Origin of the sequence: Dyella sp., from assembly GCF_035277725.1 — a bacterium.
In the GTDB taxonomy this organism is placed as follows: Bacteria; Pseudomonadota; Gammaproteobacteria; order Xanthomonadales; family Rhodanobacteraceae; genus Dyella_B.
This window is the reverse complement of sequence record NZ_DATEJY010000271.1, coordinates 1-26,384: the sequence shown is the minus strand read 5'-3', so window position 1 is coordinate 26,384 and position 26,384 is coordinate 1. Positions and strand designations below refer to the sequence as shown.

The following is a 26,384-nucleotide window of genomic DNA, read 5'->3' as shown; positions in this document are numbered from 1 at the left end:
CCAGCGACACGTGCCCGACTCGATACCATCACTACGCTACGTTCTCAGCCTCGCGCTCGCAGCTAGCTTGCCGCGCTGTCCATGTTGCGGACGAGCACCCGTTCAGAACACCTCGTGAATTTATGACACAGTAAGACTAGCGCAAGGGTGCCTTTCCACGGCGCAGTCCAGCGCACTTGAAGGTCATTGAAGGCAATGCTGCCTACCTTGCGCATGGGGGTGCTGCCTGCGCCGGGCGCGACGTAATCGGGCAGGTTGCACAACATTGTTCCCAGGATGTAGCCAGCACACGTTTCCTTAAGGCCGGAGTAGTAGCGCACGGTCCACGTTGCGCCGAAATCGCCGTAGCTCCAATCCAGTGAACTGGAGTTGCGTACCCGCCAATACGGGTAAATACCGTTTTTGTATTGCGTCGGACTATCGCCTCCTTGTACCAAGTTGTACTTGGTCACGTAGTTGGCACCGGTGCTGTAGCAGGCATCGGCCTGAGTGCGGGTCTTCCCACGCTGACAAGGATGCGAGGAATCGATGTCATCAACGCGAAGAACAAGTACAAAACAAAAACCCCTCCGTGCTTGCGCACGGAGGGGCGACAGGTACGGCGAGATCGCCGCGCGCGATCAGAGGTTGTAGACGATATTGGTCGTCGTCAGCGTATCGGTGCGGCGAATGCCCGGGAGCACGTCGCTGTTGTGGCGTACCTGGAAGCCGACCTTGATCGAAAGCTTCTTGGTCATGCTGACGGCAAGGCCTGCATCGTTCTGCAGGTAGGTGTTCTTGCTGCCCGCTTCCATCAGGAAGGTATCGTCGAACGCCGTGTTTTCGGTGAGGCGGTATTTGTAGTTCACCAAGCCGCGCGCCACGACCTGGCTCTGGCGCGGTTCCTTGAGCGGCACGGTCACACCGTTGATGGTCTGCGTGCCGGTGGCCGGCTGGTATTCCGTGTAACCGGGGCCGATTTCGAAGGACAGCTGGGTGCGATCGGTCTTCAACGCCATGTAGCCGTAGCCGAGCGAGACCGTGCCTTGCCAGCGGTAAGCGGCGAAATCGTCGTGGTCGTAGCGGCCGGCGGCGACGATGTAGCTGCGCGGGTCGAGCTTGTAACCGGCCGAGGCGCCGAGGTCATAGCGGTCGGCAGTGGTGTCGAATTGCTTGACCGAGTTGCCCTGCGCGTTGATCACGGTGACCTGACCCTTGGAGCGCAGCCAGTCGGCGAAGAAGCTGTTCTTCCACTGATCGGTTTCTTGAGCAAGATTCAGTTTTGCGTTCACATTCTGTGAACGGGAATTGCCGGTGGTGGAAGCGAAGCCCAGTTCACCCGAGCCGGTCCAGGTGCCGGTGCTTGTCTGGGTGCCGGAGGACGTGTCCTGGGCCTGGGCGGTGAAAGTGGCCAGGGCGGCGAGCGCAAGGCCGGTCATCAGCAGGGTTTTCATCGCTGGATCGTCCAATGTTAAAAAGCTGTTGGGGACAGGCCACTTTAGCGGCGCGGCTTGAATGCTTTGTGAATATTTAGAGCGATCTTAGTGGCCCGCTCGTGACAACCCCGGCGATGCGCCCGCTAGGCGGGCATCGGCAAAGCGTGTCAGGGCGAAGTCGTAGAGCCATAGCTCCAGGCTTTTGCCCACGATGTAGGCCGCCGCCGCAATGGGTGTCAGCCACCGGCCGGCCGGCAATACCGGGACCAACAGCAGGCTGAGGCACGGTATGGCGCAGATCAACACGGCGGCCAGGAAGCGGCGGGCCTGCAGCCCTTGTTGGGAACGCTGCCGCCGCTCGCCAAGGCTGGAGCCGCGCAGGGAGTGCCAGCCCACGCCATCGACCAGCCCCAGCAACATGGCCAGCAGCAGCAAGCCGATCGCCCAGGGAAGCGATTCTTCCGAGGTGTGCGGCAGGTCCGCCTGAAAGACCAGGCAGACCCAAAGCCACAGGCCGCCGCCGTAACACGCTGACAACACGCGGCTGATCGGCAATTGCACGGCCACGCCGGCCTGGTCGGCCAGTCGGCGGGTGCGATAGCCATAAGCGCTAGTGATCAGGCAGGCCAGGCTGCCCATCGCCAGCACCAGGCTGATGATGCGCGTGGCCCAGAAATCATCGGTGCCGCGCACCAGACCGGCCAGGCCCAGCATGGGCAGGTAGGTCGCCAGGGCCAGCACCGCTTCGCGGGTGGGCCGCTGGGTGCGCCCGATCTGCCAGCCATGCCACTCCGATAGGAGGCTGTCTGGCTTTGGTGGTCGAGGTGAAAATTCGGCTGCGCGGGGATCACATGTCGACGGATCGCCGCCCTGTGCTGGTTGCCCAGGGCAAGCTTCGGCGGCATGTGAGACCGCGTCAGGCGGATTTGCAGCCCGGCCAACCAAAGTCCGACAGGCTCCTAACGTGCGCAGACGCAGGCACGCAGCGATCAGGCCGGCGCTGACGAAGACGCAACCCAGCGCCAGCGGCACCAGCGCATCGCCCCGCCCGGGACTGTAGAGGCCAAGGGCCAGCGCCAGGCCGAGCAGCATCCACAGCCCATAGCCGCAAAGGGCCAGGACTTCCAGAAGCATAGGCGCCAGCCCCACGGGCAGGGTTGCCGGGTCGCCGTCGACCGAGTGCATTGGATTGGGGGGCGTAACCATGTGGACCGGGGAAAGTCCCATGTAGGAAATGCCGCGCACGCTTGCGGGCGTCACGCAGCATCTCCATGCTACACAAAACCTCCCCCTGCTGAACGCCGACATGGATCGCTACGAGCGCATTCTCACCCTGCACCGTCTGTTGAAATCGGCCCACTATCCGGTGCCGCTGCCCCGGCTGATGGACGAGCTGGATTGTTCACGCGCCACGCTTTACCGCGATATCGCCTTCCTGCGCGATGCGCTGGGCGCGCCGATCGAAAGCGCGGGTGGCGAACACGCTGCGTTCCGCTATGAAGCCACCGAAGGGCAGCGTTTCGAACTGCCCGGCTTATGGCTCACCTCGGATGAACTGGCGGCCCTGCTCGCACTGAACGAATTGATCGGACGCAGCGGCCCCGGTGTGCTGGCCGGCGCGCTGGCGCCGTTCAAGGCGCGCATCGAACACCTGCTTTCCGATCGCGCCAGCGGCAAAGCCTTGCCGGTGGAACGCATCCGTGTGATTCCCTGGGGCGAGCGCAAGCTGGACCAGCAGGTGTTCCGCATTACCGCGGGCGCGGTGCTGGATCGCAAGCAGCTGCGCTTCGTCTATCGCGCGCGTACCACCAATAACGAAAGCAAACGTACGGTGTCGCCGCAACGGCTGACGCACTACCGCGACAACTGGTATCTGGATGCCTGGGATCATGACCGCGAAGCGCTGCGCAGCTTCGCGGTGGATCGCATTGCCGAACCGCATGCGCTGGAAGCGGCGGCCAATGACGTCGCCGAAAACGAACTCAACGATCTGCTCGCCTCCAGCTACGGCATCTTTGCCGGCAAGCCGAAAGCGTGGGCCACCATCCGTTTTTCCGCGCATGCCGCGCGCTGGGTGGCGGATGAGCATTGGCATTCGCAACAGAAAGGCACGTGGCTGCCGGATGGACGCTACGAGTTGCAACTGCCGTATTCCAATTCGCGTGAATTGCTGATGGACGTGTTGAAATACGGGCCGGATGCGGAGATCGTCGCACCATTGCCGCTGCGCGAGGAAATGAAGATCATGCTGCAGCTCGCACTGACCGGTTATCAATAAGCCGTTTTATCGTCGCCACGACTCATGCCATCCACCGAGATTCAATTGCAGGTTGGCAAGGATGAATCGCCGCGCAAACCCACCGTCGCGCTGGCGCTGGGTGCTGGCGGCGCCAAAGGGCTGGCGCATATCGGCGCCATCGAGGAACTCGAAAAACAGGGCTTCGACATCGTCGCCATCGCCGGGTGCTCGATGGGTGCGCTGATCGGCGGCATTCATGCGGCGGGCAAGCTGGATATTTACCGCGACTGGGTGTGCTCGCTCGATAAGTTCGACATCTTGAAGCTGGTGGACTGGTCGTTTTCGTTTGCCGGTGGCGGATTGATCAAGGGTGAAAAGATCATCAACTCCATGCTGGAGTTGATCGGCGATGTGCAAATTGAAGAACTGCCGATCGCCTTTACCGCCGTCGCCACGGATATCGAGCGTGAGCGCGAAGTCTGGCTCACGCGCGGTTCGCTGTTCGACGCCGTACGCGCTTCCATCGCTATCCCCACGTTGTTCCGCCCCCATCTGATCGATGGACGCTTGCTGGTCGATGGCGGCTTACTCAATCCGGTACCGGTCACGCCGTTGATTCGCGAACACGCGGACTATGTGATTGCCGTCAGCATCGATGGGCCGGCCGAGGCGAATCTGCCGATCGAGATGTCCGCGCATGAAACCAAGAGCAGGAGCGGGCTCACTCGTCTGTTGGAAAAACTCCTGCCGAGCAGCGAGGTAAAAGCGATCGAGCCCGGCAAGGCGCATGAACTTGGCGCACTGGAGCTATTGGGCCAATCGATGGATTTGATGCAAGCCAATCTTTCGCGTTTGCGCCTGGCGGCGTATCAGCCAGATTTGCTGGTCCAGCTGCCGCGCAATGTGTCGAGCGTGTACGCCTTTCATCGCGCGCGGAACTTGATCGAGTCGGGGCGCGAAAAGATGCGGACGTCGTTGGAAGCCTGGCAACCACGTTCGCGATGAGCGGTGTAGCTCGGGTTACCCCGGATCAAGTCCGGGGTAACCCGACCTACACCAGCCTCAACCCAAGCCGTTGGCCTTCATCCAGTTGTCCAGGTACATCTTCAGGGCAACCGCCTGGTTGTGTTCTTCATCCTTCGCCCCGAACAGCAATGTGACGCGATGGCGCTCGGCGCGCGTTATCAGCGGTTGCCAGAACGATTTGTGCTTATCGAGTTCGCTGGCATAGCGATGGCGGAAGGCTTCCCAGCATGCGGGATCGTGGCCGAACCATTTTCGCAGCGCCGTGCTGGGGGCCAGCTCTTTCGCCCAGATGTCCAGCGCTGCATCTTCCCTCTTCAAGCCGCGCGGCCAGATGCGATCCACCAGCACGCGATAACCATCCGATTTGGCGACAGGTTCGTAGACACGTTTGACAGCGATGCTCACAGACGGCCTCCTGGCGGGTACTACGTCCGCCAAGCATACGCCCCGGTCATTCAAACGATGTGATCGGGTTCTAAAGCTCTTCGATGCGCGTGACCTTGGCTCGGCGCATGAGCCATGCAACGCCGCGCAAATCGGCAATGCCCACCCACAGGCGATCAAGCATGCCGTATTTGGATTTGCCAGCCGTGCGCGGACGATGACCCACCGGCACGCTCTGGCTTTGGAAGCCAGCGCGCTTGACCAGCGCCGGCAGGTACCGGTGCATGTGATCGAAGTACGGCAGGCGCAGGAACACTTCGCGCTCAAACAGCTTGAGGCCGCAGCCCGTATCCGGCGTGGCATCGCGCAGCATGCGCGAGCGCACCGCGTTGGCGATCTTGGAGGAGATGCGCTTGTTGAAGCTGTCGCGGCGTGTGGTGCGCCAGCCGGCGAACAGCTTCACCTCTGCCTGCGCCGCGTCGCGCGCGGCCAGCAGCTTGGGAATATCGGCCGGATCGTTCTGGCCATCGCCATCGAGCGTCGCCACCCACGGCGAACGCGCGGCATGCACGCCGTTCCACACCGCCGTGCTCTGTCCGCTGCGCGTCACGTGGTGCAGCACGCGCAGTTCCGGATAGCTGGCCTTCTGCGCCTGCAATACCGCACGGCTGTCGTCGCTGGAATCATCGTCGACGTAGACGACCTCGAAATCCACCTTGCCACGCAGGGCGCTGGCGATTTCGGCGAGCAGCGAGGGAATGTTGTCGCGTTCGTTGAAGACGGGCACGACGACGGAGAGTTGCGGCATGGAAGGTTAGCCTTGTGATGCGAATTTTGTTTAAGCCCCTCTCCCCTTTGAGGCTATGAAAAATCTCGAACTCGTCACCCCAGCGAAAGCTGGGGTCCAGTGCCTTTGCTTTGGAATGGAGGCCCTGGATTCCAGCTTTCGCTGGAATGACGACACAAGATTTCGTTCTTTCACAGACTCACTTGGAAAGGGTGCGTGTCGTCAGCGTAACTTGCCCAGAATCCCGTCCAGCTCGTCGTTGCTGTGGTAGTGGATCACCAGCTTGCCGCGTCCGCCGCGGCCATGCGCCACTTCCACCTTGGTGGCGAAGCGCTCGGCCAGCTCGCGTTCCAGCGCGTCGACGTTCGGATCGCGTGCCGGTGCGCTCTTGGCCTTGCCCTTGGGCGCGGTCTGCGCCTTGCGGGCGGCGTCTTCCAGCTCGCGCACGCTCCAGTTGTTGCGCGCCGCTTCCAGCGCCAGCGATTCGGCCTGGTATTCGGGCAGCGTGAGCAGGCAGCGCGCATGGCCCATTTCCAGCTTGCCATCGTCCAGCAGGCGCTTGATTGACGCAGGCAGGTCGATCAGGCGCAGCATGTTGGAAACCGCCGCGCGCGAACGGCCTACCGCATCGGCAGCCTGTTGATGCGTGAGATCGAAATCGTCGATCAGGCGCTTGATGGCGTCGGCTTCTTCCAGCGGGGTGAGGTCTTGGCGCTGGATGTTTTCGATCAGCGCCATCGCCGGCACGGCGACTTCGGGGACGTCCTTGACCAGCGCGGGAATGTCGCTGAGCTGCGCGCGTTGCGCGGCACGCCAGCGACGCTCGCCGGCAATCAGCTCGTAGCTGTTCTTGCCAAGTGCGCGCACCACCACGGGCTGGATGAGGCCTTGCGCGCGGATCGATGCGGCCAGTTCATCCAGCGCTTCGTCGTTCCAATGGCGGCGCGGCTGGTACTTGCCGGGCTGGATGTATTGGATGGGCAGGGTGCGTAGCTCGCCTTCCTGCTCGATCACCGAGGGTGCGCCGGTATCCCCGCCGCCGAGCAGGGCATCGAGCCCGCGTCCCAGTCCACGTTTCTTCGCAGCAGACATGCTTGCGTATTACTCCTGATCCAGATGGGCGGAGGCTTCGACCGATGCTTCGGGCGAGTCGCCATGCATGGCGTGCAGCGCCGCCACCGCTGCCTGCGAGCCACGCTCGCGGCGGATGATTTCGCCGGCCAGACCGATGTAGGCAATCGCGCCGCGCGAGCTGCGATCGTAGAGATGGATCGGCTGGCCATGGCTCGGCGCTTCGGCGAGACGCACGTTGCGCGGAATGATTGAGCGCAGCACCTTGTCGCCAAAATGCTGGGTGAGCTGCGCGGAGACTTCGTTGCCGAGGTTGTTGCGCACGTCGTACATGGTGCGCAGCAAGCCTTCGATTTCCAGTTGCGGATTCAGATGCTGGCGCACGGCTTTCACCGTGTCGAGCAGGCTGGAAAGACCTTCCAGCGCGAAGTATTCGCACTGCACCGGAATCAGCAGGCTGTTCGCCGCGGTGAGCGCGTTGACGGTGAGCAGATGCAGCGTGGGCGGGCAGTCGATCAAGATGATGTCGTAGTTGCCGCCGACTTTCGCGAGCTGTTCCTTCAAGCGGTTCTCGCGCGCCAGCGCGTCCATCAGCTTCAGTTCGGCGGCGGTGAGATCGCCGTTGCCCGGCAGCAGGTCGTAATGCGCTTCGGTGGTGACGATGGCCGTATCGATCGGTGCTTCGGCCAGCAGCACTTCGCAGCCGCTGGGCGAGGCTTCGTGCTTGTCCACGCCGGATGCCATGGTCGCGTTGCCCTGCGGATCGAGATCGATCAGCAGCACTTTGCGCTTCGCCGCAGCGAGCGCTGCAGCGAGATTGACAGCGGTAGTGGTTTTGCCGACGCCACCTTTCTGGTTGGCGACAGCGATGATACGGGCCATGTTTTGTCCGGTACCGAGGGCGTATGCGAAAGGACGGGTAGATTAGCAGGAAGGGGCTCGCAAAGCCTGATGTAGCGACCCTCTGATCGGTTTCCTACGTACCCGTCACCGCACGGTATGCGCGCATACCGTGCGGCCCCAGCTTCTGGACGAAACAGAGAGGGTGACGTCCAGAGGGTCCTTAGGCCTTTGCGTGCCGTAGCACGACCAGGTGCCGCTCCGCCGCGCCTAGTCCGGGCACCGCCAGCGCATGGATCGCCTGCACGGCGAAGGTGGGTGGGACGCCGGCAAACTCATCGTCCGGCGTCTTGCCCTTCATCGCCAGCCAGGTGCCGCCGGGCGCCAACAGATGGCCGCCCCAGCCCAGCATGTCCGCCAGGCTGGCGAAGGCGCGGGCGGTGATGCAATCAAAATGGCCTTCCACCTCTTCCACGCGGGACTGCACAGCGCGCACGCCTTCCAGTTTCAGGGAGCGAATCGCCTCGCGCAGGAAACGCACCTTCTTGCCGTTGGAATCGACCAGCAACACCTGCCGGCCTGGTGCCGCGATAGCCAGCGGAATGCCGGGCAGGCCGGGACCGGTGCCGAGATCGGCCAGCGTGTCGCCCTGGACGTAGGGCAGGATCGCCAGCGAATCGAGCAGATGGCGCGTCACCATCTCGATGGGCTCGCGGATTGCCGTGAGGTTGTACGTCGCGTTCCAGCGTTGCAGCAGCGCGAGATAATCGAGCAGGCGCGGCACAGCTTCCGTCGGCAACGTGAGGCCGAGCGCGGCAATGCCCTGTTCGAGCTGGGTTTGCAGGGCGGAGCGGTCGGTCATTGCGATTCCTCGGGGCGCGGAAGGCCGTGCAGTATCTCGGTGAGTTTCAGACAAAAGAAGACCCGCCGCAGCGGGTCGAGTCTTTCAGATTCCCCTGAGCCGGTGCTTCTTGGGCGACCTGGCCAGATTCGGTTGGCTTAAGCGGCGACGTCCAGTTCTACCCGGGTCACCATCACGCCACGCTCGCGCAGTTGCTGGTTGAGGTTGGTCTTGAGACGGCAGGCCACTTCACGGCGTTGCTGCTGGTCGGCGTCCGACTCGGTTTGCAGGGCCTGCAGCACGCCGCTGCGGATGAGCTGGTCGGCGCTTTCAATGACGGCGTCGGCGCGCTCAGGTTCCAGTACCTGCCAGTAGACGGTGCCTTGCACGGGCGTGGTTTCGGCAAAGGAAGCATCGAAGCGCATCACGCGGCCGCCAAGATCAATGCGATGGCCGACGCGGTCGAGCAACGGCAGTACGACATGGGTGCCAGGCTGCAGGAGGCGCACCGGCTTGCCGTTGCGGTAGAGGCTGTAGACCTGTCCTGCCGGCACGCGCTTCACCGCTACGGCGGCCAGTGCGAAAACCACGATGATGGTAAAGGTTAGGACGGTCATGGTCTGTTAAAACAATGAGTTAACTACAGTTTCTAAAATCTTTACGGAGCAACATTGTACAGGCGTATGTTGAGCGCAGGATTAATTCTAATTTAACGCCGTGCTTTTTGCCTCCGCAACTTTTTTTGCCGGCAAATCTTTAACGCTTCCGACGCGGAATCTGATGCATCGTCCATGCCGTCGGCCGCTATGGATCGCCACTCTGGTGAGTGCTGTGACCGAACGCACATGGCCCCGCCGACAGTTCTATCGGCGGGGCCATGACAGGACTGAAGCGCAGGTGGTGGCTTAGAACTTGCCGGCGCGGAAATCGGCAATCGCCTCGTGGATCTGCTCGGGCGTGTTCATCACGAACGGGCCATAGCGCGCGACCGGTTCCTGCAACGGCTGGCCGGCCACCAACAACACGCGGGCCGGGGCGTCGCGGCCGGCAATCCGCACGCTGTCGCCCTTGGACAGCACCGCCAGCTCACTGCGGGAGAGCTTCTCGCCAGCCACCTGTGCATCGCTGCCGTCGAACACATAGGCAAAAGCGTGGTGGCCTTCCGGCAGCGGGATCTCGATGCCGGCGTCAGCTTCCACGGCGATATCCAGGTACACCGGCGCGGTGACAATTCCGGACACCGGACCGGTTGCGTCACCAAAATGGCCGGCAATGACCTTGAGCGTCACTCCATCGGCCGGCGTCACAACAGGAATGTGTTCCGGATCAATATCCTGGTAGCGCGGCTCGGTCATTTTGTCCTTCGCCGGCAGGTTCACCCACAGCTGGAAACCCCACATCAGGCCGTTTTCCTGCTGTGGCATTTCCGAGTGCAGGATGCCGCGGCCGGCAGTCATCCACTGCACGCTGCCGGGCTTCAGGTCACCCCGGTTGCCGTGGTTGTCGCCGTGCTGCATGTGGCCGGCCAGCATGTAGGTAACGGTTTCGAAACCGCGATGTGGATGCTCAGGAAAACCGGCGAGGTAGTCGTTCGCTTCATCGGAACGGAATTCGTCCAGCAGCAGGAAGGGGTCGAGCATGTCCAGGCCCGGCTGGCCGATGATGCGCTTGAGTTTCACGCCCGCGCCGTCGGAGGTATCGGTACCGCGGATACGGCGGAGAATGCGGCGTTCGGTCATGGTGTGCTCCCGTCAGAAGGATCTGGCGCACATGATGGTTGCGCCGACGCGCAGGCCCAAGACTGATCGATGCGAACGGACTGTTTCGCGATATGCACAGCCTGGCGCATGCCCTCTCCGATGAGGAGAGGGAGCAAGCGTCAATGCACCCAGTGCCCGCTACGGTGCCGCGGCGGCGGCTGGTGATCGGCCCCGGTTTCCATCGCGCGGTGCAGCGCGTCGAGCTCCGCTTCGGTGGCGGGATGCTCGTACCAATAATGATTGACGGCGGCCAGCACGGCAGGCAGCTGCGCGAGGCAGTCGTCGTATTCTTCTTCGGTAAGTTTTTCGAATTCGGCTTCGGCGCTCAGAATGCCTTCGTCTACCGCCAGGGCCATCACCGGACCGAGGACTTCCATCAACGACGGATCGTCGGCCAGACGCTTTTCCCACAGGCCCGCACGCAGGTCGATGGCGCGGCTGAAGCCTTCGCACCAGCCTGCGGCCGACAAGGCCGGGCCGGCTTCGGTATCCACTTCGCCGAGGATCGGTTCGTAGGCATCCACGTCCAGTTCGGCACTGATCGAATCATTGAGCTTGGCCAGCAGCGCGAGTACGCGATTGCCTTCCTCTTCGTCGGCGAAAGGTTCGTGCAGCACTTCGGGCAGCCATTCGTCGGGCAACACTTTGGTGGGCCCCACGGCCAAGGCGCTCAGCAAACCGTGCACGCCATCGAGCAGTAGATGGCCTTCGCCTTCCTGGGCGTGCGTGCGCAGGTAGGCATCCAGTTCGTCCAGCTCCTTGTCGTCCAACGAACTGGGCCAGTTAGTTTTCGTATCGCTCATCCTCGGATATCCAGTTCTACCGTGACTGGCGTGTGGTCGGAAGGCCGCTCCCAGCGCCGCGGTTCGCGGTCGATGGTGGCAGCCCTGGCCGACGATTTCAGGGCATCGCCAAGCAGGATCAAGTCGATGCGCAGACCCATGTTGCGCCGGAACGCCCCCTGCCGGTAGTCCCACCAGCTGAAATGGCCGCCGGCCTCTTCAAACAAGCGGAAGCTGTCGTGCAGGCCAAGATCCGTCATGGCTTTCAAGGCCGCACGCTCGGGCGGGGAACACAGCACGTCTTCGCCCCAGGCGATCGGGTCGTACACATCGCGGTCGTCGGGCGCGATGTTGAAATCGCCCAGCACCACCAAGTTGGGGTAGCGCTTGATTTCTTCCGCCAGAAACTCGCGCACGCGCTCCAGCCAATGCAGCTTGTAGGTGTATTTCTCATCGCCCACGGCCTTGCCGTTGACGACATAGAGATCGACCACGCGCAGGCCACCAACGGTCGCGGCAAGAATCCGCCGCTGCGGATCGTCCAGGCCGGGGATATCGGTGAGCACGTCCTCGAAGCGCAAGCCCTTGTCGTTGCGCGCCAGGATCGCCACGCCGTTATAGGTTTTCTGCCCGGCGTAGATCGCCTGGTAGCCGGCGCCGGCGAGCTCGTCGACCGGAAACTTGGCGTCTTCCAGCTTGGTTTCCTGCAGCGCCACCACGTCGGGGCGTGCATCGGCCAGCCACTGGGTGAGGTGCGGGATGCGCACCTTCAGCGAGTTCACGTTCCATGAGGCGATTTTCATGGGGCCGGATTGTACGGGATGACGATGACATGCATGGCCCGCGCCCAGGGTAGTGCCTTCATGCACATGGGGCGAGCGGGCGGTAGCTGCTAGCGTTGGGGCTTTGCTGTGTCTGGGGAACGTACCGTGATGCTGAAACCCTCCCGTCTGTTGCTGCCGCTGCTGGCGGCATTTCTTGCGCCGGCCGCCCTGGCCGATACGCGAAGCGCCACCGATCCGCGCATCGAAGCCCTGCTGGCCGAACTGGGCAAGGTGCGTCATATCAGCGAGGTGACGCTGTCGCCGGATGGACAGCATCTGGCGTGGGTCGTGGAGACCCAGGACAAGCCCGCCATCATGCTGGCTGACGCCGACGGCAAGCATGCGCACAGCATCGGCCTGGCTACCAAACCCGGCACATGCGGCGAGAGCGGCCTGGCGTGGGCGCCGGATTCGCACCATCTGGCGTTTCTTTCCAATTGCGCCAGCAGCCGTGCGGGCATGGGCGGTAACAAGCAGCCGGACATCTACGTGCTCGATGTCTCATCGCAGGCCAAGCCAGTGCATTTGGCCTCGCTCGACGGTTACGCGAATGCACTGAGCTGGTCCCCGGACGGCAAGACGCTGGCGTTCCTGTACGTGCAAGGGGCCACGCGGCGCGCCAGCGCCCTCGCAGCGGCCAAGCCCGCCATCGGCGAGATCGGCGTGGAAGGCATCGAAGTGCAACGCGTCGCGACGGTGTCGGCACAGGGTGGCCCGTTGCAGGAAATCACGCCAGCGAACAGCCACGTCTATGAATTTTCCTGGGCGCCGGATAGCGCGCGCGTCGCCTATGTCGCAGCGCCACCGCCGGGTGACAACAACTGGTGGATTGCGCAGCTCTACGTGCAGGCTGCGCAGCCAAATGCATCGCGCACAGCCTTGGTCGATCCGAACACGGTGAGCGGCCCGCTGCATGGATTGCAGATCGCGCTGCCGCGCTGGTCGCCGGATGGTTCGCGCATCGTCTTCATCGGCGGCTTGATGAGCGATCAGGGTTTTACCGGCGGTGATCTTTACGGTGTTGCCACGTCGGGCGGCGCGCCGGTCGATCTCACCCCCGGCATTCATGTCACGCCGTCATGGTTTACCTGGCGTTCGCCACAATCGCTGCTGGTGGATCAAATCAGCAACGGCAGTGTGCAGCTGGCCGATTATTCGATCGATGCCAATCGGGCACAGCAACAGCGCGTGCTGTTCACCACGGCCGGCTACGTGGGCGACGGTACCGCGATATTGGGGCTTTCGTTCTCTGCTGATCATCGCCAAGTAGCTTTTGCGCAATCGTCGTACGCCGCCGCGCCGGAAGTGTATGCAGGCACGATCGACAACGGCATGCCTGCTGCGGTGACCACCATCAATGCGAATTTCAAGCCGAGCTGGGGCAAGGCCGAATCGGTGGAATGGGATAACGAAGGTTTCCACGTGCAAGGCTGGCTGCTGTATCCGGCCAACTACGATCCCGGCAAGCGCTACCCGATGATCGTCAACATCCACGGCGGTCCATCGGGCGCGGTGATGCCGCTTTGGCCGTCGGTCGGTTACAGCGCGATTCCGTTTTCCACTCTGGGCTATTTCGTATTCATGCCCAACCCGCGCGGCAGCTACGGACAGGGCGAGGCATTCGTGCAGGCCAATCGCAAGGATTTTGGCTATGGCGATTTGCGCGACACGCTGGCGGGCGTGGATGCGGTGGAAAAGAAAGTACCGGTGGACGACCATCGCCTGGGGCTGACCGGTTGGAGCTACGGCGGTTTCATGAGCATGTTTGTGCCGACGCAAACCCAGCGGTTCCGCGCCGTGGTTGCCGGCGCCGGTATTGCGAACTGGCAGAGTTATTACGGCCAGAACGAGATCGATCAGTGGATGATCCCGTTCTTCGGCGCATCCGTGTACGACGATCCGGCGGTGTATGCGAAGAGTTCGGCGATCAACTTCATCAAGAAGGTGAAGACGCCGACGCTGATTGTCGTGGGCGAGCGCGATGCGGAATGTCCGGCGCCGCAGTCGTTTGAGTACTGGCATGCATTGCGCACGCTTGGCGTGCCGACGTCATTGGTGGTGTATCCGGGTGAGGGCCATCACTTCTACAATCCCTCGAATCAGCGCGATGTGTTGCAGCGGGCGTTGAATTGGTTTGAGAAGTATTTGCCAGCGCAGTGACGTGCACGGCGCGGGATGCTCAGGTTGCCATGAAAATCCTTGTTACCTCCGATCCGTCGTCCCGGCGAAAGCCGGGACCCAGCGACTTTCAGGGTTCCGTCAAAGTCACTGGACCCCGGCTTTCGCCGGGGCGACGATGATGGAAGCAACATTCATCATGGCGGGTGCCTGAGCACCGCGTCATTGTTGGGGTTTGCGTTCCGCTCATCCCAACCTACGTCGGCTTATCAAAACAGTTCGCCTTGCGGTGATTGCTTGCGCGGCGGTATGAACCGTGACGTATCCAATTGCAATTCGCGCGCGCGACCGAAATGGTGGCGCCGGCACGCCACTTCAAAGCGTCGCCTCAGCAACTCGGCAAACACACCCTGTCCACGCATGCGTGTCGCGAAGTTGCTGTCGTAGTCCTTGCCGCCATTGAGCTGTTGCACCAGGCTCATCACATGTTCCGCGCGTTGCGGTGCATGCAGCGCCAGCCATTCGCGGAACAGCGCCTTCAGCTCGTAGGGCAAGCGCAGCACGGTATAGCCCGCGCAGCTGGCGCCTGCAGCAGCCGCCTGGTCCAACACAGCTTCCATATCGCGGTCGTTCAAAGCGGGAATGATCGGCGCCACCAGCACGCCAACCGGCACACCTGCTTCGGCAAGCGTGCGAATGGCTTTCAAGCGGCGATGCGGTGCGCTTGCGCGCGGTTCCAGCTTGGCAGCCAGATGGTTGTCCAATGAATTGACCGAGATGAAAACCTGCACCAGCCCTTCGCGCGCCATCGGCGCAAGAATATCCAGATCGCGTTCGACCATGGCGTTCTTGGTGACGATGGTGCACGGATGATGGCATTCGGCCAGCACTTCCATGGCGGCACGCGTAATGCGCCAGGTTTTTTCGATCGGCTGATAGGGATCGGTATTGCTGCCGATATTGATCGGGCTCGGTACGTAACTGGACTTGGATAACTCCGCGCGCAGCACCTCGGCAAGATTGCTTTTCGCACGCAGCTTGGTTTCGAAATCGAGTCCCGGTGACAGATTCAGATAACTGTGGCTCGGCCGTGCAAAGCAATAAATACATCCGTGCTCGCAACCGCGGTACGGATTCATGGCTGTACTGAAGGCGATATCCGGTGAGTCGTTGCGCGTAATCACGCTGCGCGCGTGTTCCTCGGTGACTTCGGTACGCGGGCGTGGTTGCTCTTCATCCAGCACAGCATGCTGCCAGCCGTCATCTTCAGCGTGATGACGGATGCTTTCGAAACGTCCTTCCGGATTGGACGCAGTGCCGCGGCCTTTGAATGCGTGAGGGAGATCTGCCATCGCGCCATCATGCGCTTTCGCTATCTCACTTGGCGCGACACTCACGGTTGACTAGCGGTTTTGATTTGCTGCGCCAACCATGTGCCCATGGTTGCGAGGGGATAGTTCTGTTCCAGCTGGCGATGCATTTCATCGAACACGGGCGAAGAGATGGTCCATCCCAACGGCAACGGATAATTGCCGGGACAAAGTCGCAGATGCCAAAACACATCGCCGCGGTCAGGGTCTGCCGTGTTTGTCTGCAATGCGGCGAGCAATGCCGACCGGGCGAACTCTCCGCGCGCATTGCGCGTATCCAACAACGCTACAAGTGGAGCAGTAGCTTCGCCATAGCTGCGCAACTCAGTGGGACTCAACGTGCGCGGACAGGCTGCCGAATAAAGCGGCAAGGGATGCTTGGGATCGTGTGCATCGACGAAATCATGCAAGCTGGGATCATTGCTGATATGCAAAACGATCACCTGGATCGGCTGCGCCACTGAGGCCGCGATCGCATGCAAGCGCTGCATCACCTCCAGCAGCGTTGCCGAGCCCGAGTTCTCGAAGTAGCCGCCGTCCGCCAACTGGAATGCCCTCGGCGACAGCGATGCACGGCTGCCCGACGCCTGCAGCGTGCCGGCTGGGCTCAGATAGGTAAATCGCGCGCTGTTGAGCACCACTTCGCTGAGCGGTATGCGCGGGTCTTGCCATAGCGCGCCGTCGTAGGCCGTCGTCCACGGACTATGCATGAAGGGCCGGAACGGATGCTGTATGAAGCGCCAGCCTTGGGCCACCGTAGTGCTGTTGAAAAATAGCGCGGGCGTCGTCGTGCTGATTTCGCCATCGGCGCCTTCATACATCTGAGAGAAGGGTTGCGCCAGCGCATCGATCCCTTGCTCTTGCGCAGCCTGCTCCCATGCGCGGGTCAGCGCGCGGCCGCGATCGTCGAACCAGGCGCCCGGCAGCCAACGCTGGGTGAAATCGATAAACCACGCATTCGCCATGACCGGCGCGAGAAAGTCGTGATCGAGGATTTGTTCGCTGCGTGCTTGCGCGGTTTCACCCGTGCCCGGCGCCAAACGCAAGGTCGCCACATACGTTGCCAAGCCAAGACTGCCACCGGAAACACCGCTGCCTGCAAACAGATAGCGCTCGAACATCGGCTCGCCGCCATGAGGCGGCAACACTTGATCGACACGTGCGGTGAATTCGCTCAGCACCATGGCTGTCCACGCGGCGCTGCGTAAGCCGCCTCCTTCAGCGGAAACCAGGATCACCGGACAGGTTTGTCGCGGATGGCAGCGGCTTTGCAACCAGGCCTTGGTGTACGCCTCGAAGCCGGGCCGATGATCGGCAGGCGGTGCCTCGGGCAGCTGATGCGTGCTCATGCCGGGGTACTGACGAACGCGATGGTTGTCGTTGAGATGCAAGGCGTGCAGCATCAATGACAACGCCACCAGCAAGCTAAGCAATGGCACGCCGTGGCGATCCGCAAGCATGCAGAGAAAGCCGCCGCTCATGCAGAAGAAGCTGGCCGAGATGAGCGCTACGGCCAGCGAACCCATGCCATCGAATTGGCGTGGCTGAAACGTTACCAGCACGGTGATGAGCACGTTCAGGATCAGCGTGGCCAGAAAGATGCTCAACGGCAGCGTGCCTAAGGCCTTGATCGTCGCCACCCTCGGTTCGATCGCCTTGGCCGTGCGCTCGGCGGCAACCTCCAACACGCGTTGGCGGCCAATGAAAAACACGATCATCGCTGCCGCCACGATCAACAGGCCGGCACTGCGCAGATCGCGACGCAGGCACGACGCGTGCACGGTACAGACTGGGTGCGGCGTGCGCAGCGCCAAGAGATAGCCATACAACACCAGTAACGGCACGACGATCGCGAGCAGCCGCGGTAGCCAACGCCGCAGTGCTGCCGCACGCGGATCCTGCAGCGCGGGCCAGCGCGGGTACGTCAAGCGGTACGCGTTGTGGGCGGCGTACCAGATCGCCAGGCCGGCCAATGCGCTGGTGGCAAGCAGAAAGACGTAGCGCGTGCTGCTCGGATCGACCCACAGCGCGATCAGAAACAGCTCTGTCGCCTGGTCCACGTTGGTGATGACAATGGTGGCGAAGGCCAGCACCAGCAACGAAACGCGAATCGGCTTGCAGTGATCCAGGCCGATGCCCAGCCAGTCGACAATGTCCGTCCAGGCCATCGGCGACCGTTGCGGATCTGAGGTGGATGGATTTGGCTCAGCCATCATGTTCGTTGATTCAAGCCCTGCCCGATGGAATTCATCTTACGGGGAGACTACGTGTCCGGCGGGTGGATGGGATCGCAGTTCCGTCGCGGTGGCGGGCGTATGATGCGCTGGTTTTCAAGGGGATGATGGTAGGGGCCTGTGATGCGTTGGTTATGGCTGATCGCGACGCTGGTATCGTGGGTGCTTTGCGTGACGCGGCACAGTCCTGGTGCCATGGGCTTCTGGCTGTTCGCTGGCATTACGGGCGCCATCGTCACCGCGCTCGCCTTTGCGCAGGCGCGCATCGAAGCGAACGCGCGACCGGAAACCATGCTCGATCTGACACACGTTCATAAGCATCGCGACAAACCTCCGCAACCGTGATGGTGCGTCGCAACTTTGGCGGTTCGGCCGTCCAAACGCTACACTCGGGCGATTGACACGACACGCGTTCGTGCCAGGCGGTTACCCACTGAGTGCGCTCCCGGCAGACCGGCGAGCAGGAGGCTGATATGTCAAAGGTTTATCCGGTCGATCTCGCTTTTGCCGCCAAGGCGCGCCTTCGCAAAGCTGATTACGAGACGTTGTATGCCGAGTCCGTAAAAGATCCCGAAGGCTTCTGGGGCCGTATGGGAGAAAGGTTGCAATGGGCAAAAAAGCCCTCGCGCATTCGCGATGTCTCGTTTGATCCGCAGAACCTGCACATCCGTTGGTACGACGATGGCCAGCTCAACGTATCGGCCAATTGTTTGGATCGTCATCTGGCCACACGCGGCGACAAGACCGCGATCATCTTTGAAGGCGACGATCCTTCCGAATCACGCCACATCACCTATCGTGAGCTGCACTCGGAAGTGTGCAAGTTCGCCAATATGTTGAAGCATCTGGGCATCACCAAAGGCGATCGCGTCGCGATCTATATGCCGATGATTCCTGAGGCAGCGGTAGCCATGCTGGCGTGCGCGCGCATCGGTGCGATTCACTCGGTGGTGTTCGGCGGCTTTTCGCCGGATTCACTGGCCGGCCGCATCGCCGATTCCACAGCAAAGATGGTGATCACCGCGGACGAAGGTGTGCGTGGCGGCAAAAAGATTCCGCTCAAGGCAAATGTCGATGCGGCGCTCGAGCGGCCTGGCACCCATAGCGTGGAAACGGTGATCGTAGTGCGCCGCACGGGTTCGGCCGTGCCGATGCAGTCGCCGCGTGACCGCTATTACCATGTGTTGATGGAGGGGCAGTCGCCGGAATGCCCGGCCGAACCGGTCGAAGCAGAGCATCCGTTGTTCATTCTGTACACCTCCGGCTCAACCGGTAAGCCCAAAGGCGTGTTGCACACGTCGGGCGGCTATCTGGTGTACGCGAGCCTGACGCACGAGCTGGTGTTCGACGTGCGCGAGGACGACGTCTACTGGTGCACGGCCGACGTGGGCTGGGTAACCGGACACAGCTACGTGGTCTATGGACCGCTGGCCAATGGTGCGACCACGGTGATGTTCGATGGCGTACCGAACTATCCGGATTTCAGCCGCTTCTGGCAGGTGGTCGACAAGCACAAGGTAACGTTGTTCTACACCGCGCCGACGGCCATTCGCGCGCTGATGCGCGAGGGCGAAGCGCCGGTGAAGAAATGCTCGCGCGCCAGCTTGCGGTTGCTTGGTTCAGTGGGTGAGCCGATCAACCCGGAAGCCTGGGAGTGGTATCACCGCGTGGTGGGCGACGGACGCTGCCCGATCGTGGATACCTGGTGGCAGACGGAAACCGGTGGCATTCTGATTACGCCGCTCGCCGGGGCGATCGACACCAAGCCCGGCTCGGCCACGCTGCCGTTCTTCGGCATCAAGCCCGCCGTGGTGGATGCTTCCGGTACGGTGCTGGAAGGTCCCGCGGAGGGCAATTTGCTGATCACCGATTCCTGGCCGGGACAGATGCGCACGGTGTATGGCGATCATCAGCGCTTTATCGATACCTATTTCAAAGCCTATCCCGGCAACTACTTCACCGGCGACGGCGTGCGTCGTGACGAAGATGGTTATTACTGGATTACCGGCCGCGTGGATGACGTGATCAACGTGTCCGGCCATCGTATCGGCACGGCCGAAGTAGAGAGCGCACTGGTGGCGCATCCCAAGGTGGCCGAAGCCGCGGTGGTGGGTTGTCCGCACGAGATCAAGGGCCAAGGTATCTACGCTTACATCACGCTGGTCGCCGGCGAGCAGGGCAGCGAAGAACTGCGCAAAGAGCTGGTGGCCTGGGTGCGCAAGGAAATCGGTCCGATCGCCACGCCGGATTACATTCAATGGGCGCCGGGTTTGCCGAAGACACGCTCGGGCAAGATCATGCGCCGAATCCTGCGCAAGATCGGCGAGAACCAGCCTGACCAGTTGGGTGATATCTCCACGCTGGCCGATCCAGCCGTGGTGAAAAACCTGGTGGATGAGCGGCTGATTCGCTGAATGCTTGTCGCGTCGCGTCTCTCCGAAAGGGCAGAGGCATGCTTGTATCGAGCCTCACGATTCCGTCAGCATGCCCGCATGCGAACGAATCAAGGCTCGGATGTCAGCGATATTGCGGCTGAATTGAGCGAAGACCAGATTCATGTATGGCGTCTTGGTTATGACCGGACGCAACAGCGCGCACCGTTGCGTGCGTTGCTGGGACGCTATCTGCGTATACCGGCGGATGCCGTCGTACTGGTCGAAAGTGAACACGGGCGTCCGGAATTGGCCGCACCGCTTGATCGTACGTTGCAGTTCAACTGGTCGCACAGCGGCGATGCGGCGCTGATCGCGGTAACACGCGAATGCATACCCGGCGTTGATATCGAACAGCTCCGCCCACGTCCACGCGCCATGCGACTTGCCGAGCGCTTCTTTCATCCCGAGGAAACTGCTGCTTTGTCTAAGTTGGATAAGTCAGGGCAAGAACAAGCTTTTCTCCAGCTTTGGACGGCCAAGGAAGCCGTGCTCAAAGCCATGGGCCGCGGCATCGCGTTTGGCCTGGAGCGATTGCAACTGGCCGTTCCACCTACCGCGCCGCGCCTGCTTTGGCTGGACGGCGATGATGCCGCGCAATGGCAGCTTCGCTCGGTACCCGTCGGGGAGGGCTACCTCGGTAGCGTGGCCTGGCGAGGAGCATCTCGCGACGTCCGGTATTGGACACTTGCCGGCGGCGTCTGATCGGAGCACTGTGTCCGGCCACGAATTTTTCCTTGGCATCCATGACCCTGCTCAGCGTCAATCTCAACAAGATCGCCGTGCTGCGGAATTCGCGCGGCGGCAACGAACCCGATATCGCTCGCGCGGCGGTGACCTGCATCGAGGCCGGCTGTGGCGGCATTACGGTACATCCACGCCCCGACCAGCGACATGTGCGGCCTGACGACGTACGGCTGCTTGCCAGCATCCTGCGGGGACGCGTCGAATACAACATCGAAGGCAATCCCTTTGCGGGGCCGCGTGGCGAATATCCGGGGCTGATCGCCCTCGCTCGCGAAGTGCGCCCGACCCAGGTGACGCTGGTGCCGGATAGCGACGGACAGATCACCTCGGACCATGGCTTCGACCTGGCACAGGACGCGGAACGCTTGCGTCCACTTGTGGATCATTTGCGCGAACTGGGCTGCAGGGTAAGTCTGTTTGTTGACCCTGGCGCAACGGGGTTCGAACACGCTGTGGCGCTTGGTGTGCAGCGCGTAGAAATCTATACCGGTCCCTATGCTCATGCCTTTGCAGAAGGTGATGCGAGGGAACAACTGGAGTTATGCGTGGAGACGGCTCGTCGCGCGCAGCAGGCTGGTTTGGCGGTGAACGCGGGGCATGATCTTAGCCAAGCCAATCTGGGTACGTTGCGCGCCGCTATTCCTGGGTTGGCCGAGGTGTCCATCGGGCATGCGCTGATTGGCGAGGCTTTATACGAAGGGCTTGCCAATGCAGTGCGCAACTATCTGCAGATACTTCGCTGAAGCTCTGTAAGCAGCCGGCGACGTTGCTGTCGATGAAGAGGCGTTAGCTACATCAGCGTCCCTTGGACGCCGACACAACGATTATCCACCAATAGTCGCTCACTGAAGATCACGAGACGGGCCGTTATGCGCGTCGCATGAACACTTTTTACTAGACTAGACGTGTTAACACTACTGGTGTTTGATCTTATACTGCGCAAATGGAGATCACAGAAGCTCAGTTTCAACGAATTGAACATTGCTTGCCACGACAACGCGGCAACGTCAGCATGACCAATTTGCAAGTATTGAATGCCATTCTTTATGTCGCCGAACACGGGTGCAAGTGGCGCGGCCTGCCTAAGCGTTTTGGCAACTGGCATACGATTTATACACGGATGAATCGTTGGTCTAAGAGCCGCGTGCTTGATCGCGTGTTCCAGGAATTATAGCGAGAGCAGATCGTTCGCATCAAAATCGAAGCCGTATCGCTGGATAGCACCCTGATCAAGGTCCATCCTGATGGGACTGGAGCATTAAAAAAAACGAACCTCAAGCCATCGGAAAATCACGAGGTGGTTGGACCACCAAGATTCATATGGTTGCCGCGGATGCTCGAACAGCCATAACGTTTGCGTTGTCTCCGGCACAGGTTGGTGACGCGCCGATGGGAAGAGCGTTGCTGCAAAGCCATGGACCCATTGACGAGCCACTACCTCTGTTAATTAATGGACAGGGCTTATGAAGGTGATGAGACACGTCAACTGGCGCTCGATCTTAGCTTTATTCCCATTGTTCCGCCGAAAAGCAATCGGCTTGAACCATGGGGGTATGACCGAGAAATGTACAAGCGCCGTAACGAAGTGGAGCGACTGTTCCGCTGTTTGAAAGGTTTTCGGCGAATCTTTTCCCGCTTCGACAAGCTGGACATCGTATTTCTTAGCTTCATCCAATTTGCGCTGATTGTCGACGCGTTTAGGTTGTAGTGTTAACACGCCCTAGTAGATCGTGTGCCAGTTGCCAAAGCGTTTCGGCAAACCACGCCACTACAGCCATGCTCCGCAACATAGAGGATCGCATTCAGCACTTGGAGATTGGTCAGGCTGACGTTGCCACGTTGTTGCGGCAAGCAATGCTCGATACGTTGAAACTGGACTTCGGTGATTTCCATCTGCAAAGTATAGAATCAAGCAGCGAAGTGTTAACAGGCCCTAGAAACATTTGTTAAGCGGCGTACCTCGACGATTAATGCGTGCCATCCAGAATGACCGAATACAGCATGGCGCTGATCTTCCACCCTTCGTCCGTGTGCGCCAGCTGCCAGGTTTCCACGCCATGGTTGATCGATTTGCCGTCCACCAGAAAGCGGTAGTCGAAGTAGACCGTACCAACTGTGCCGTCGGTCTCGATGCGCACATTGTCGAAGGTCTCCTCGATAGTCTTGTCCTTGGGAGTGGTCTCGATAAAGTGCGCGAACTGCTCATAGCTGCCTGGATCGAACTGCCTGGCATCGGGTTTCTTTGCGCGCATGGCGGCCCACGACCCTTCATCCAGCCCCTGCAGCCAGGAGCCGCCAGACAAGAACATGCCGCGCAAGGCATGACCGTCCTTGGCGATGATGGCGCTTTTAAAACGGTTGATCAGTTGCTGGATCCGCGCCTGATCTTCAGCATGGCCATTAGTGCCGCTGGCATGCGGGTTTACAGCAAGTGCGACGGCAAGAATGGAGGCGGAAAGCTTTGGTTTCATGGTGGAACTCCATGCGTGGAAAATGGTAAAAAACCTTTCGATCGAAATTCAAGCAGGAAATGGGTTCATAAGCGCCGCGTATACGGCACGCTCGCCTTTGAATGGACGTCGACCGTGCGCATACTGCATATTGTCCAGTAGCAGAACATCTCCAGGACGCCAGCGAAAGATCAGCTGACTGGACTTGAAGGCCTGCCGAACGGTTTGCAAATCATCCGCCGAAATCTCGCTTTGGTCCCCATACCTTGCGTGCCTGGGTAGCCTGTCCGCGCCGAACATGTCAATCATGGCCGCAGCGGACTCTCCCAAACTGGATACATGAAACAAATGTGCCTGGTTGAAAAACACTTTACGTTGCGTGACAGGATGGCAAGCCACGCCATGACACACCTGCGTCGTGCGCAATAGGCCGCCATCGAGCCAACTGTACCGGATATCGTGGCTGGCGCAGTAATTCTCCACGTCTTCACGGTTATCCGTTTGAAAAACGCTTTGCCACGACAGGTCTACATTCTTGTGGTAATGACGAATGTACTCGACACCGCGCTGTTCAAACTTGTCCATGAGTTTGTCACCTATGCGTTCAGTAACCCAATCCATAGGCGCGATCGGCGTCTCCCCACCTTCGGTGGCCGCCACCGTGCAACAAAAAGCCAGGGCCAATGGCCACGAACGCTGGTAGGAGTTCTCATTGTGCAAGGGTATTTCCAGGGCCTTGGGGTAACTTGTGGCGGTAAACACCCGTTCGCTCATTCCCGTGCGGGGCGTGGAGCGATACATATATTTAAGACATTGATCGGATGCGACCGCCACAAAGTCGTCAAAGTCGTCGACGCTTCCGACGTTAAAACCACGAAAGAGCAATGCACCGTGCTCAAGCAGTTTTTGTCTGAACCCAGCTGGATCGGTTGCCACCGATTCTGATAGAGGCAGGCGCTCCTTTAATGAGCGTATTAACATCGGGCCGTCATGGTCTTCGAACAATCTCTCGCTTACGTACATATGACTTTCCTCAAAAAACGTTGACGTGTCCCGAAGTACCGGCACCAACTGAAGCATCAAGCTACACGGTCGCCTCTTGCGATGTACTTTCACCTCACACCGGGGTATCGGCATGGCTCACTATTGGCAAGAGCCACTCCGCAAGCTCTTCCACGTGAGGCCTGGTCAACAAGGTCATGTGGTTGCCGGGTGCTTGCCAGACCCTGGCGTTCGGCGCATACGGATGCCAGTGCATCGGATGTGTCGACACGTCGCCCGCCACCGCGACGTGGAAGGAGCCTCGATAAGGACGGTAAGGCATATAGCCCGTGTGCAAGTTTCTACTGAATACCCTATATATCCCTCGGAAGGTCTGCAGCCGGGTTTTGGGGGGCATCAATTTCGCCGCGATCAGTTTATCGAATAGCAACTCGAGGCGAGCATTGAAATCCAGCGGCAATAACTCGGCGAGAGACAATCGCAGCGGTATCCCAAGCTTCAATTCGAATATTTCCACCAGGCGAAGCAGCACGTCCAAATCGGAAGAATACTTTCCTTCCGAAGGTTCAAGCGTGGGTACTTGTGAATCGAGTACTACTGTCGACAGTACCCTTTCACCCGCATCCTCCAACTGCAAAGCCATCTCCAGCGCCACCCATCCACCATAGGAATGACCGATCAGGTGATACGGTCCGCCAGGAGCGACGTTTTTAATGGCCTGCAGGTAAGCACGAGCGGCGCTCGTTACATCCAGATGCGGGGCCATTACGCCGCAAAGGCCTCTCGGTTGCAGGCCATGGACTGGAACGTGCGGGTCCAAGGCCACCATCAGGTCCGCAAAACTGGTAATGCTTGCGCCGGCGCCAGGTACGCAAAAGATCGTAGCACTGTTGCTCCGACCGCCCTGAATCGTGATGCAAGGGTTATAGCGCCGGTCGACATGTTGCACTGGCTCCGACTCTGCGTCTCTCAATGCCTCCACTATCGCCTTGCTCACGCCTTCGGCATAGGGATCTTCGACCAAGTTGAAATGCCATCCATCCACCGGGACGACCTGCAGGTTCTCATGAAGAAGTTGAGACCAGCCAATGGACCGGTCCGAGCGGTCCTCCTTCAACGCCGAGAACAACGTTACGGGCGCCGATATAGGGTGCGGAACATAACTCCATTCCGCTTTGCGGTTCGCATGACATACACGCAGATATTGCCATGTAGTTTCCAGATCCTTCGTCAGCGCGCGTACCGACTCTGGCGCAGACTCCAATGCAGCGAAGTAATGCACGACGGATGCAAAATCGCTACCCTCAGGAGGAAGGTGCTGCTCACCTGAAGCAATGCCAGGTATTAGCCTGGACACCATGGCGATAAATTCCTCGGACGCATCGAAATCGGCTATCCGGTAGTCGCGTACGACGTTGCGGTGATCGGGCTTTCTTGGTTGTTCGAAATAAGTGTCGAGCATGCCGATGAATTCCACCGTCTCATCCATGCCCAGGAGTTGAACGGCCATTTCATAGGCGACGATGCCGCCGGATGACCAGCCGGCAATCCGATACGGCCCTTGCGGTTGGACGCTGCGCATCGCTTTGATATAGCGACATGCCATATCTTCGACGGCTTCCAAGGGCGTTTCCTCCGTCATATAGCCCTTCGGAACCAGTCCATACAGGGGGATGTCCGGATCGATCCAACGTGCCAGCGATTGGACATAGTTAGCGCCTCCTGCTCCGCCATGCACCATGAACAAAGGCCGCGCGTTACCGCTTTTCCGAACTGGAACAAGGCTCGTGTAATCAACTAGCTTGTTTCCACATATCCTGGCTGCAAAATCCTTGAGAACAGGTTTGACAAATATGTCCGTCAAGGCAACCGGCATCTGCAGTGCCTTCTTTGCACGGCTGACCAGTTCGACCGCCAGCAAGGAATGGCCGCCCAGTTCGAAGAAGTGATCGTGCCGTCCTACCCGTTCCAGCCCCAGCAGTTCCTGCCACAACTCAGCCAGCGCCTGCTCCACCTCGCCTTGCGGGGCTTCGTAAACCTGTGCCGCTACCGCCGCATCATC

General features: G+C 60.5%; 24 protein-coding genes and 2 pseudogenes. 8 read left to right on the top strand and 18 right to left on the bottom strand.

Annotated features, from left to right (window positions below; translation table 11 throughout):
- Positions 1–62: 62 nt before the first annotated feature.
- From VJR68_RS21880 to VJR68_RS21870, 3 genes are all read right to left on the bottom strand, one after another.
- Positions 63–452 (bottom strand): hypothetical protein, encoded by a 390-nt coding sequence (locus tag VJR68_RS21880; protein WP_324151036.1) that lies wholly within the window; start codon positions 450–452, stop codon positions 63–65.
- Between the two features lie 168 nt (positions 453–620).
- Positions 621–1,433: a DUF481 domain-containing protein gene (locus VJR68_RS21875; protein WP_324151034.1), complete on the bottom strand. Its 813-nt coding sequence runs from the start codon at positions 1,431–1,433 to the stop codon at positions 621–623.
- An 87-nt stretch (positions 1,434–1,520) separates the two neighbouring features.
- Positions 1,521–2,549 (bottom strand): hypothetical protein, encoded by a 1,029-nt coding sequence (locus VJR68_RS21870; RefSeq protein ID WP_324151032.1) that lies wholly within the window; start codon positions 2,547–2,549, stop codon positions 1,521–1,523.
- A 172-nt stretch (positions 2,550–2,721) separates the two neighbouring features.
- On the opposite strand from VJR68_RS21870, the gene VJR68_RS21865 reads away from it, so the two are divergent.
- Both VJR68_RS21865 and VJR68_RS21860 read left to right on the top strand, forming a co-directional pair.
- The gene (locus VJR68_RS21865) at positions 2,722–3,693 is read left to right on the top strand and encodes a YafY family protein (RefSeq protein ID WP_324151038.1); all 972 of its coding nucleotides are present in this window, start codon (positions 2,722–2,724) and stop codon (positions 3,691–3,693) included.
- Positions 3,694–3,717: 24 nt separating this feature from the next.
- Entirely contained in the window at positions 3,718–4,659 is a 942-nt protein-coding gene (locus tag VJR68_RS21860) for a patatin-like phospholipase family protein (protein ID WP_324151031.1), read from the top strand.
- 57 nt (positions 4,660–4,716) lie between these two features.
- Here VJR68_RS21860 and VJR68_RS21855 read toward each other — a convergent pair whose 3' ends face one another.
- The 9 genes from VJR68_RS21855 to xth form a co-directional block, all read right to left on the bottom strand.
- Positions 4,717–5,085, bottom strand: a complete 369-nt coding sequence (locus VJR68_RS21855) for a DUF488 domain-containing protein (protein WP_324151030.1) — start codon at positions 5,083–5,085, stop codon at positions 4,717–4,719.
- 70 nt (positions 5,086–5,155) lie between these two features.
- Positions 5,156–5,872: a glycosyltransferase gene (locus VJR68_RS21850; protein WP_324151028.1), complete on the bottom strand. Its 717-nt coding sequence runs from the start codon at positions 5,870–5,872 to the stop codon at positions 5,156–5,158.
- Positions 5,873–6,073: 201 nt separating this feature from the next.
- Entirely contained in the window at positions 6,074–6,943 is an 870-nt protein-coding gene (locus VJR68_RS21845) for a ParB/RepB/Spo0J family partition protein (RefSeq protein WP_324151027.1), read from the bottom strand.
- Positions 6,944–6,952: 9 nt separating this feature from the next.
- Positions 6,953–7,804, bottom strand: a complete 852-nt coding sequence (locus VJR68_RS21840; RefSeq protein WP_324151025.1) for a ParA family protein — start codon at positions 7,802–7,804, stop codon at positions 6,953–6,955.
- 181 nt (positions 7,805–7,985) lie between these two features.
- On the bottom strand, positions 7,986–8,624 hold the full coding sequence (gene rsmG / locus VJR68_RS21835) for a 16S rRNA (guanine(527)-N(7))-methyltransferase RsmG (RefSeq protein ID WP_324151023.1): 639 nt from the start codon (positions 8,622–8,624) through the stop codon (positions 7,986–7,988).
- Positions 8,625–8,761: 137 nt separating this feature from the next.
- Positions 8,762–9,220: an SPFH domain-containing protein gene (locus tag VJR68_RS21830; RefSeq protein ID WP_324151022.1), complete on the bottom strand. Its 459-nt coding sequence runs from the start codon at positions 9,218–9,220 to the stop codon at positions 8,762–8,764.
- A gap of 288 nt (positions 9,221–9,508) precedes the next feature.
- Positions 9,509–10,342 carry a pirin family protein gene (locus VJR68_RS21825; RefSeq protein ID WP_324151021.1) on the bottom strand — a complete coding sequence of 278 codons (834 nt, stop codon included), beginning with the start codon at positions 10,340–10,342 and terminating at the stop codon, positions 9,509–9,511.
- Positions 10,343–10,482: 140 nt separating this feature from the next.
- The gene (locus tag VJR68_RS21820; protein WP_324151020.1) at positions 10,483–11,166 is read right to left on the bottom strand and encodes a YecA family protein; all 684 of its coding nucleotides are present in this window, start codon (positions 11,164–11,166) and stop codon (positions 10,483–10,485) included.
- Positions 11,163–11,948, bottom strand: a complete 786-nt coding sequence (gene xth / locus VJR68_RS21815; protein WP_324151018.1) for an exodeoxyribonuclease III — start codon at positions 11,946–11,948, stop codon at positions 11,163–11,165. The genes VJR68_RS21820 and xth overlap by 4 nt, the downstream gene beginning before the upstream one ends.
- Positions 11,949–12,077: 129 nt before the next feature.
- On the opposite strand from xth, the gene VJR68_RS21810 reads away from it, so the two are divergent.
- Entirely contained in the window at positions 12,078–14,129 is a 2,052-nt protein-coding gene (locus VJR68_RS21810) for a S9 family peptidase (protein ID WP_324151016.1), read from the top strand.
- Positions 14,130–14,356: 227 nt separating this feature from the next.
- On the opposite strand, the gene VJR68_RS21805 is transcribed toward VJR68_RS21810, so the two are convergent.
- Together VJR68_RS21805 and VJR68_RS21800 are read right to left on the bottom strand one after the other, a co-directional pair.
- On the bottom strand, positions 14,357–15,439 hold the full coding sequence (locus VJR68_RS21805; RefSeq protein ID WP_324151014.1) for a PA0069 family radical SAM protein: 1,083 nt from the start codon (positions 15,437–15,439) through the stop codon (positions 14,357–14,359).
- A gap of 41 nt (positions 15,440–15,480) precedes the next feature.
- Positions 15,481–17,673: a hypothetical protein gene (locus VJR68_RS21800; protein WP_324151013.1), complete on the bottom strand. Its 2,193-nt coding sequence runs from the start codon at positions 17,671–17,673 to the stop codon at positions 15,481–15,483.
- 141 nt (positions 17,674–17,814) lie between these two features.
- On the opposite strand from VJR68_RS21800, the gene VJR68_RS21795 reads away from it, so the two are divergent.
- From VJR68_RS21795 to VJR68_RS21775, 5 genes and pseudogenes are all read left to right on the top strand, one after another.
- Positions 17,815–18,036 carry a hypothetical protein gene (locus tag VJR68_RS21795; protein ID WP_324151011.1) on the top strand — a complete coding sequence of 74 codons (222 nt, stop codon included), beginning with the start codon at positions 17,815–17,817 and terminating at the stop codon, positions 18,034–18,036.
- Positions 18,037–18,164: 128 nt separating this feature from the next.
- Positions 18,165–20,105 (top strand): acetate--CoA ligase, encoded by a 1,941-nt coding sequence (gene acs, locus VJR68_RS21790; protein WP_324151009.1) that lies wholly within the window; start codon positions 18,165–18,167, stop codon positions 20,103–20,105.
- A gap of 78 nt (positions 20,106–20,183) precedes the next feature.
- Positions 20,184–20,828, top strand: a complete 645-nt coding sequence (locus VJR68_RS21785) for a 4'-phosphopantetheinyl transferase family protein (protein WP_324151007.1) — start codon at positions 20,184–20,186, stop codon at positions 20,826–20,828.
- Positions 20,829–20,869: 41 nt separating this feature from the next.
- A complete protein-coding gene (locus VJR68_RS21780) occupies positions 20,870–21,613 on the top strand; it encodes a pyridoxine 5'-phosphate synthase (RefSeq protein WP_324151037.1) in 744 nt (247 codons plus the stop codon).
- A 200-nt stretch (positions 21,614–21,813) separates the two neighbouring features.
- Positions 21,814–22,578 (top strand): annotated as a pseudogene (locus VJR68_RS21775) (IS5 family transposase).
- A 15-nt stretch (positions 22,579–22,593) separates the two neighbouring features.
- On the opposite strand, the pseudogene VJR68_RS21770 reads toward VJR68_RS21775, so the two are convergent.
- The 4 genes and pseudogenes from VJR68_RS21770 to VJR68_RS21755 all read right to left on the bottom strand — a co-directional run.
- Positions 22,594–22,763: pseudogene (locus VJR68_RS21770) on the bottom strand (transposase); the annotation flags it as partial.
- Between the two features lie 74 nt (positions 22,764–22,837).
- Complete coding sequence (locus VJR68_RS21765; RefSeq protein ID WP_324151006.1) at positions 22,838–23,341, bottom strand: hypothetical protein; 504 nt, start codon at positions 23,339–23,341, stop codon at positions 22,838–22,840.
- Between the two features lie 48 nt (positions 23,342–23,389).
- Positions 23,390–24,343, bottom strand: a complete 954-nt coding sequence (locus tag VJR68_RS21760) for a TauD/TfdA family dioxygenase (RefSeq protein WP_324151004.1) — start codon at positions 24,341–24,343, stop codon at positions 23,390–23,392.
- A gap of 94 nt (positions 24,344–24,437) precedes the next feature.
- A partial coding sequence (locus tag VJR68_RS21755; protein ID WP_324151003.1) for an alpha/beta fold hydrolase occupies positions 24,438–26,384 on the bottom strand: 1,947 nt, incomplete at its 5' end.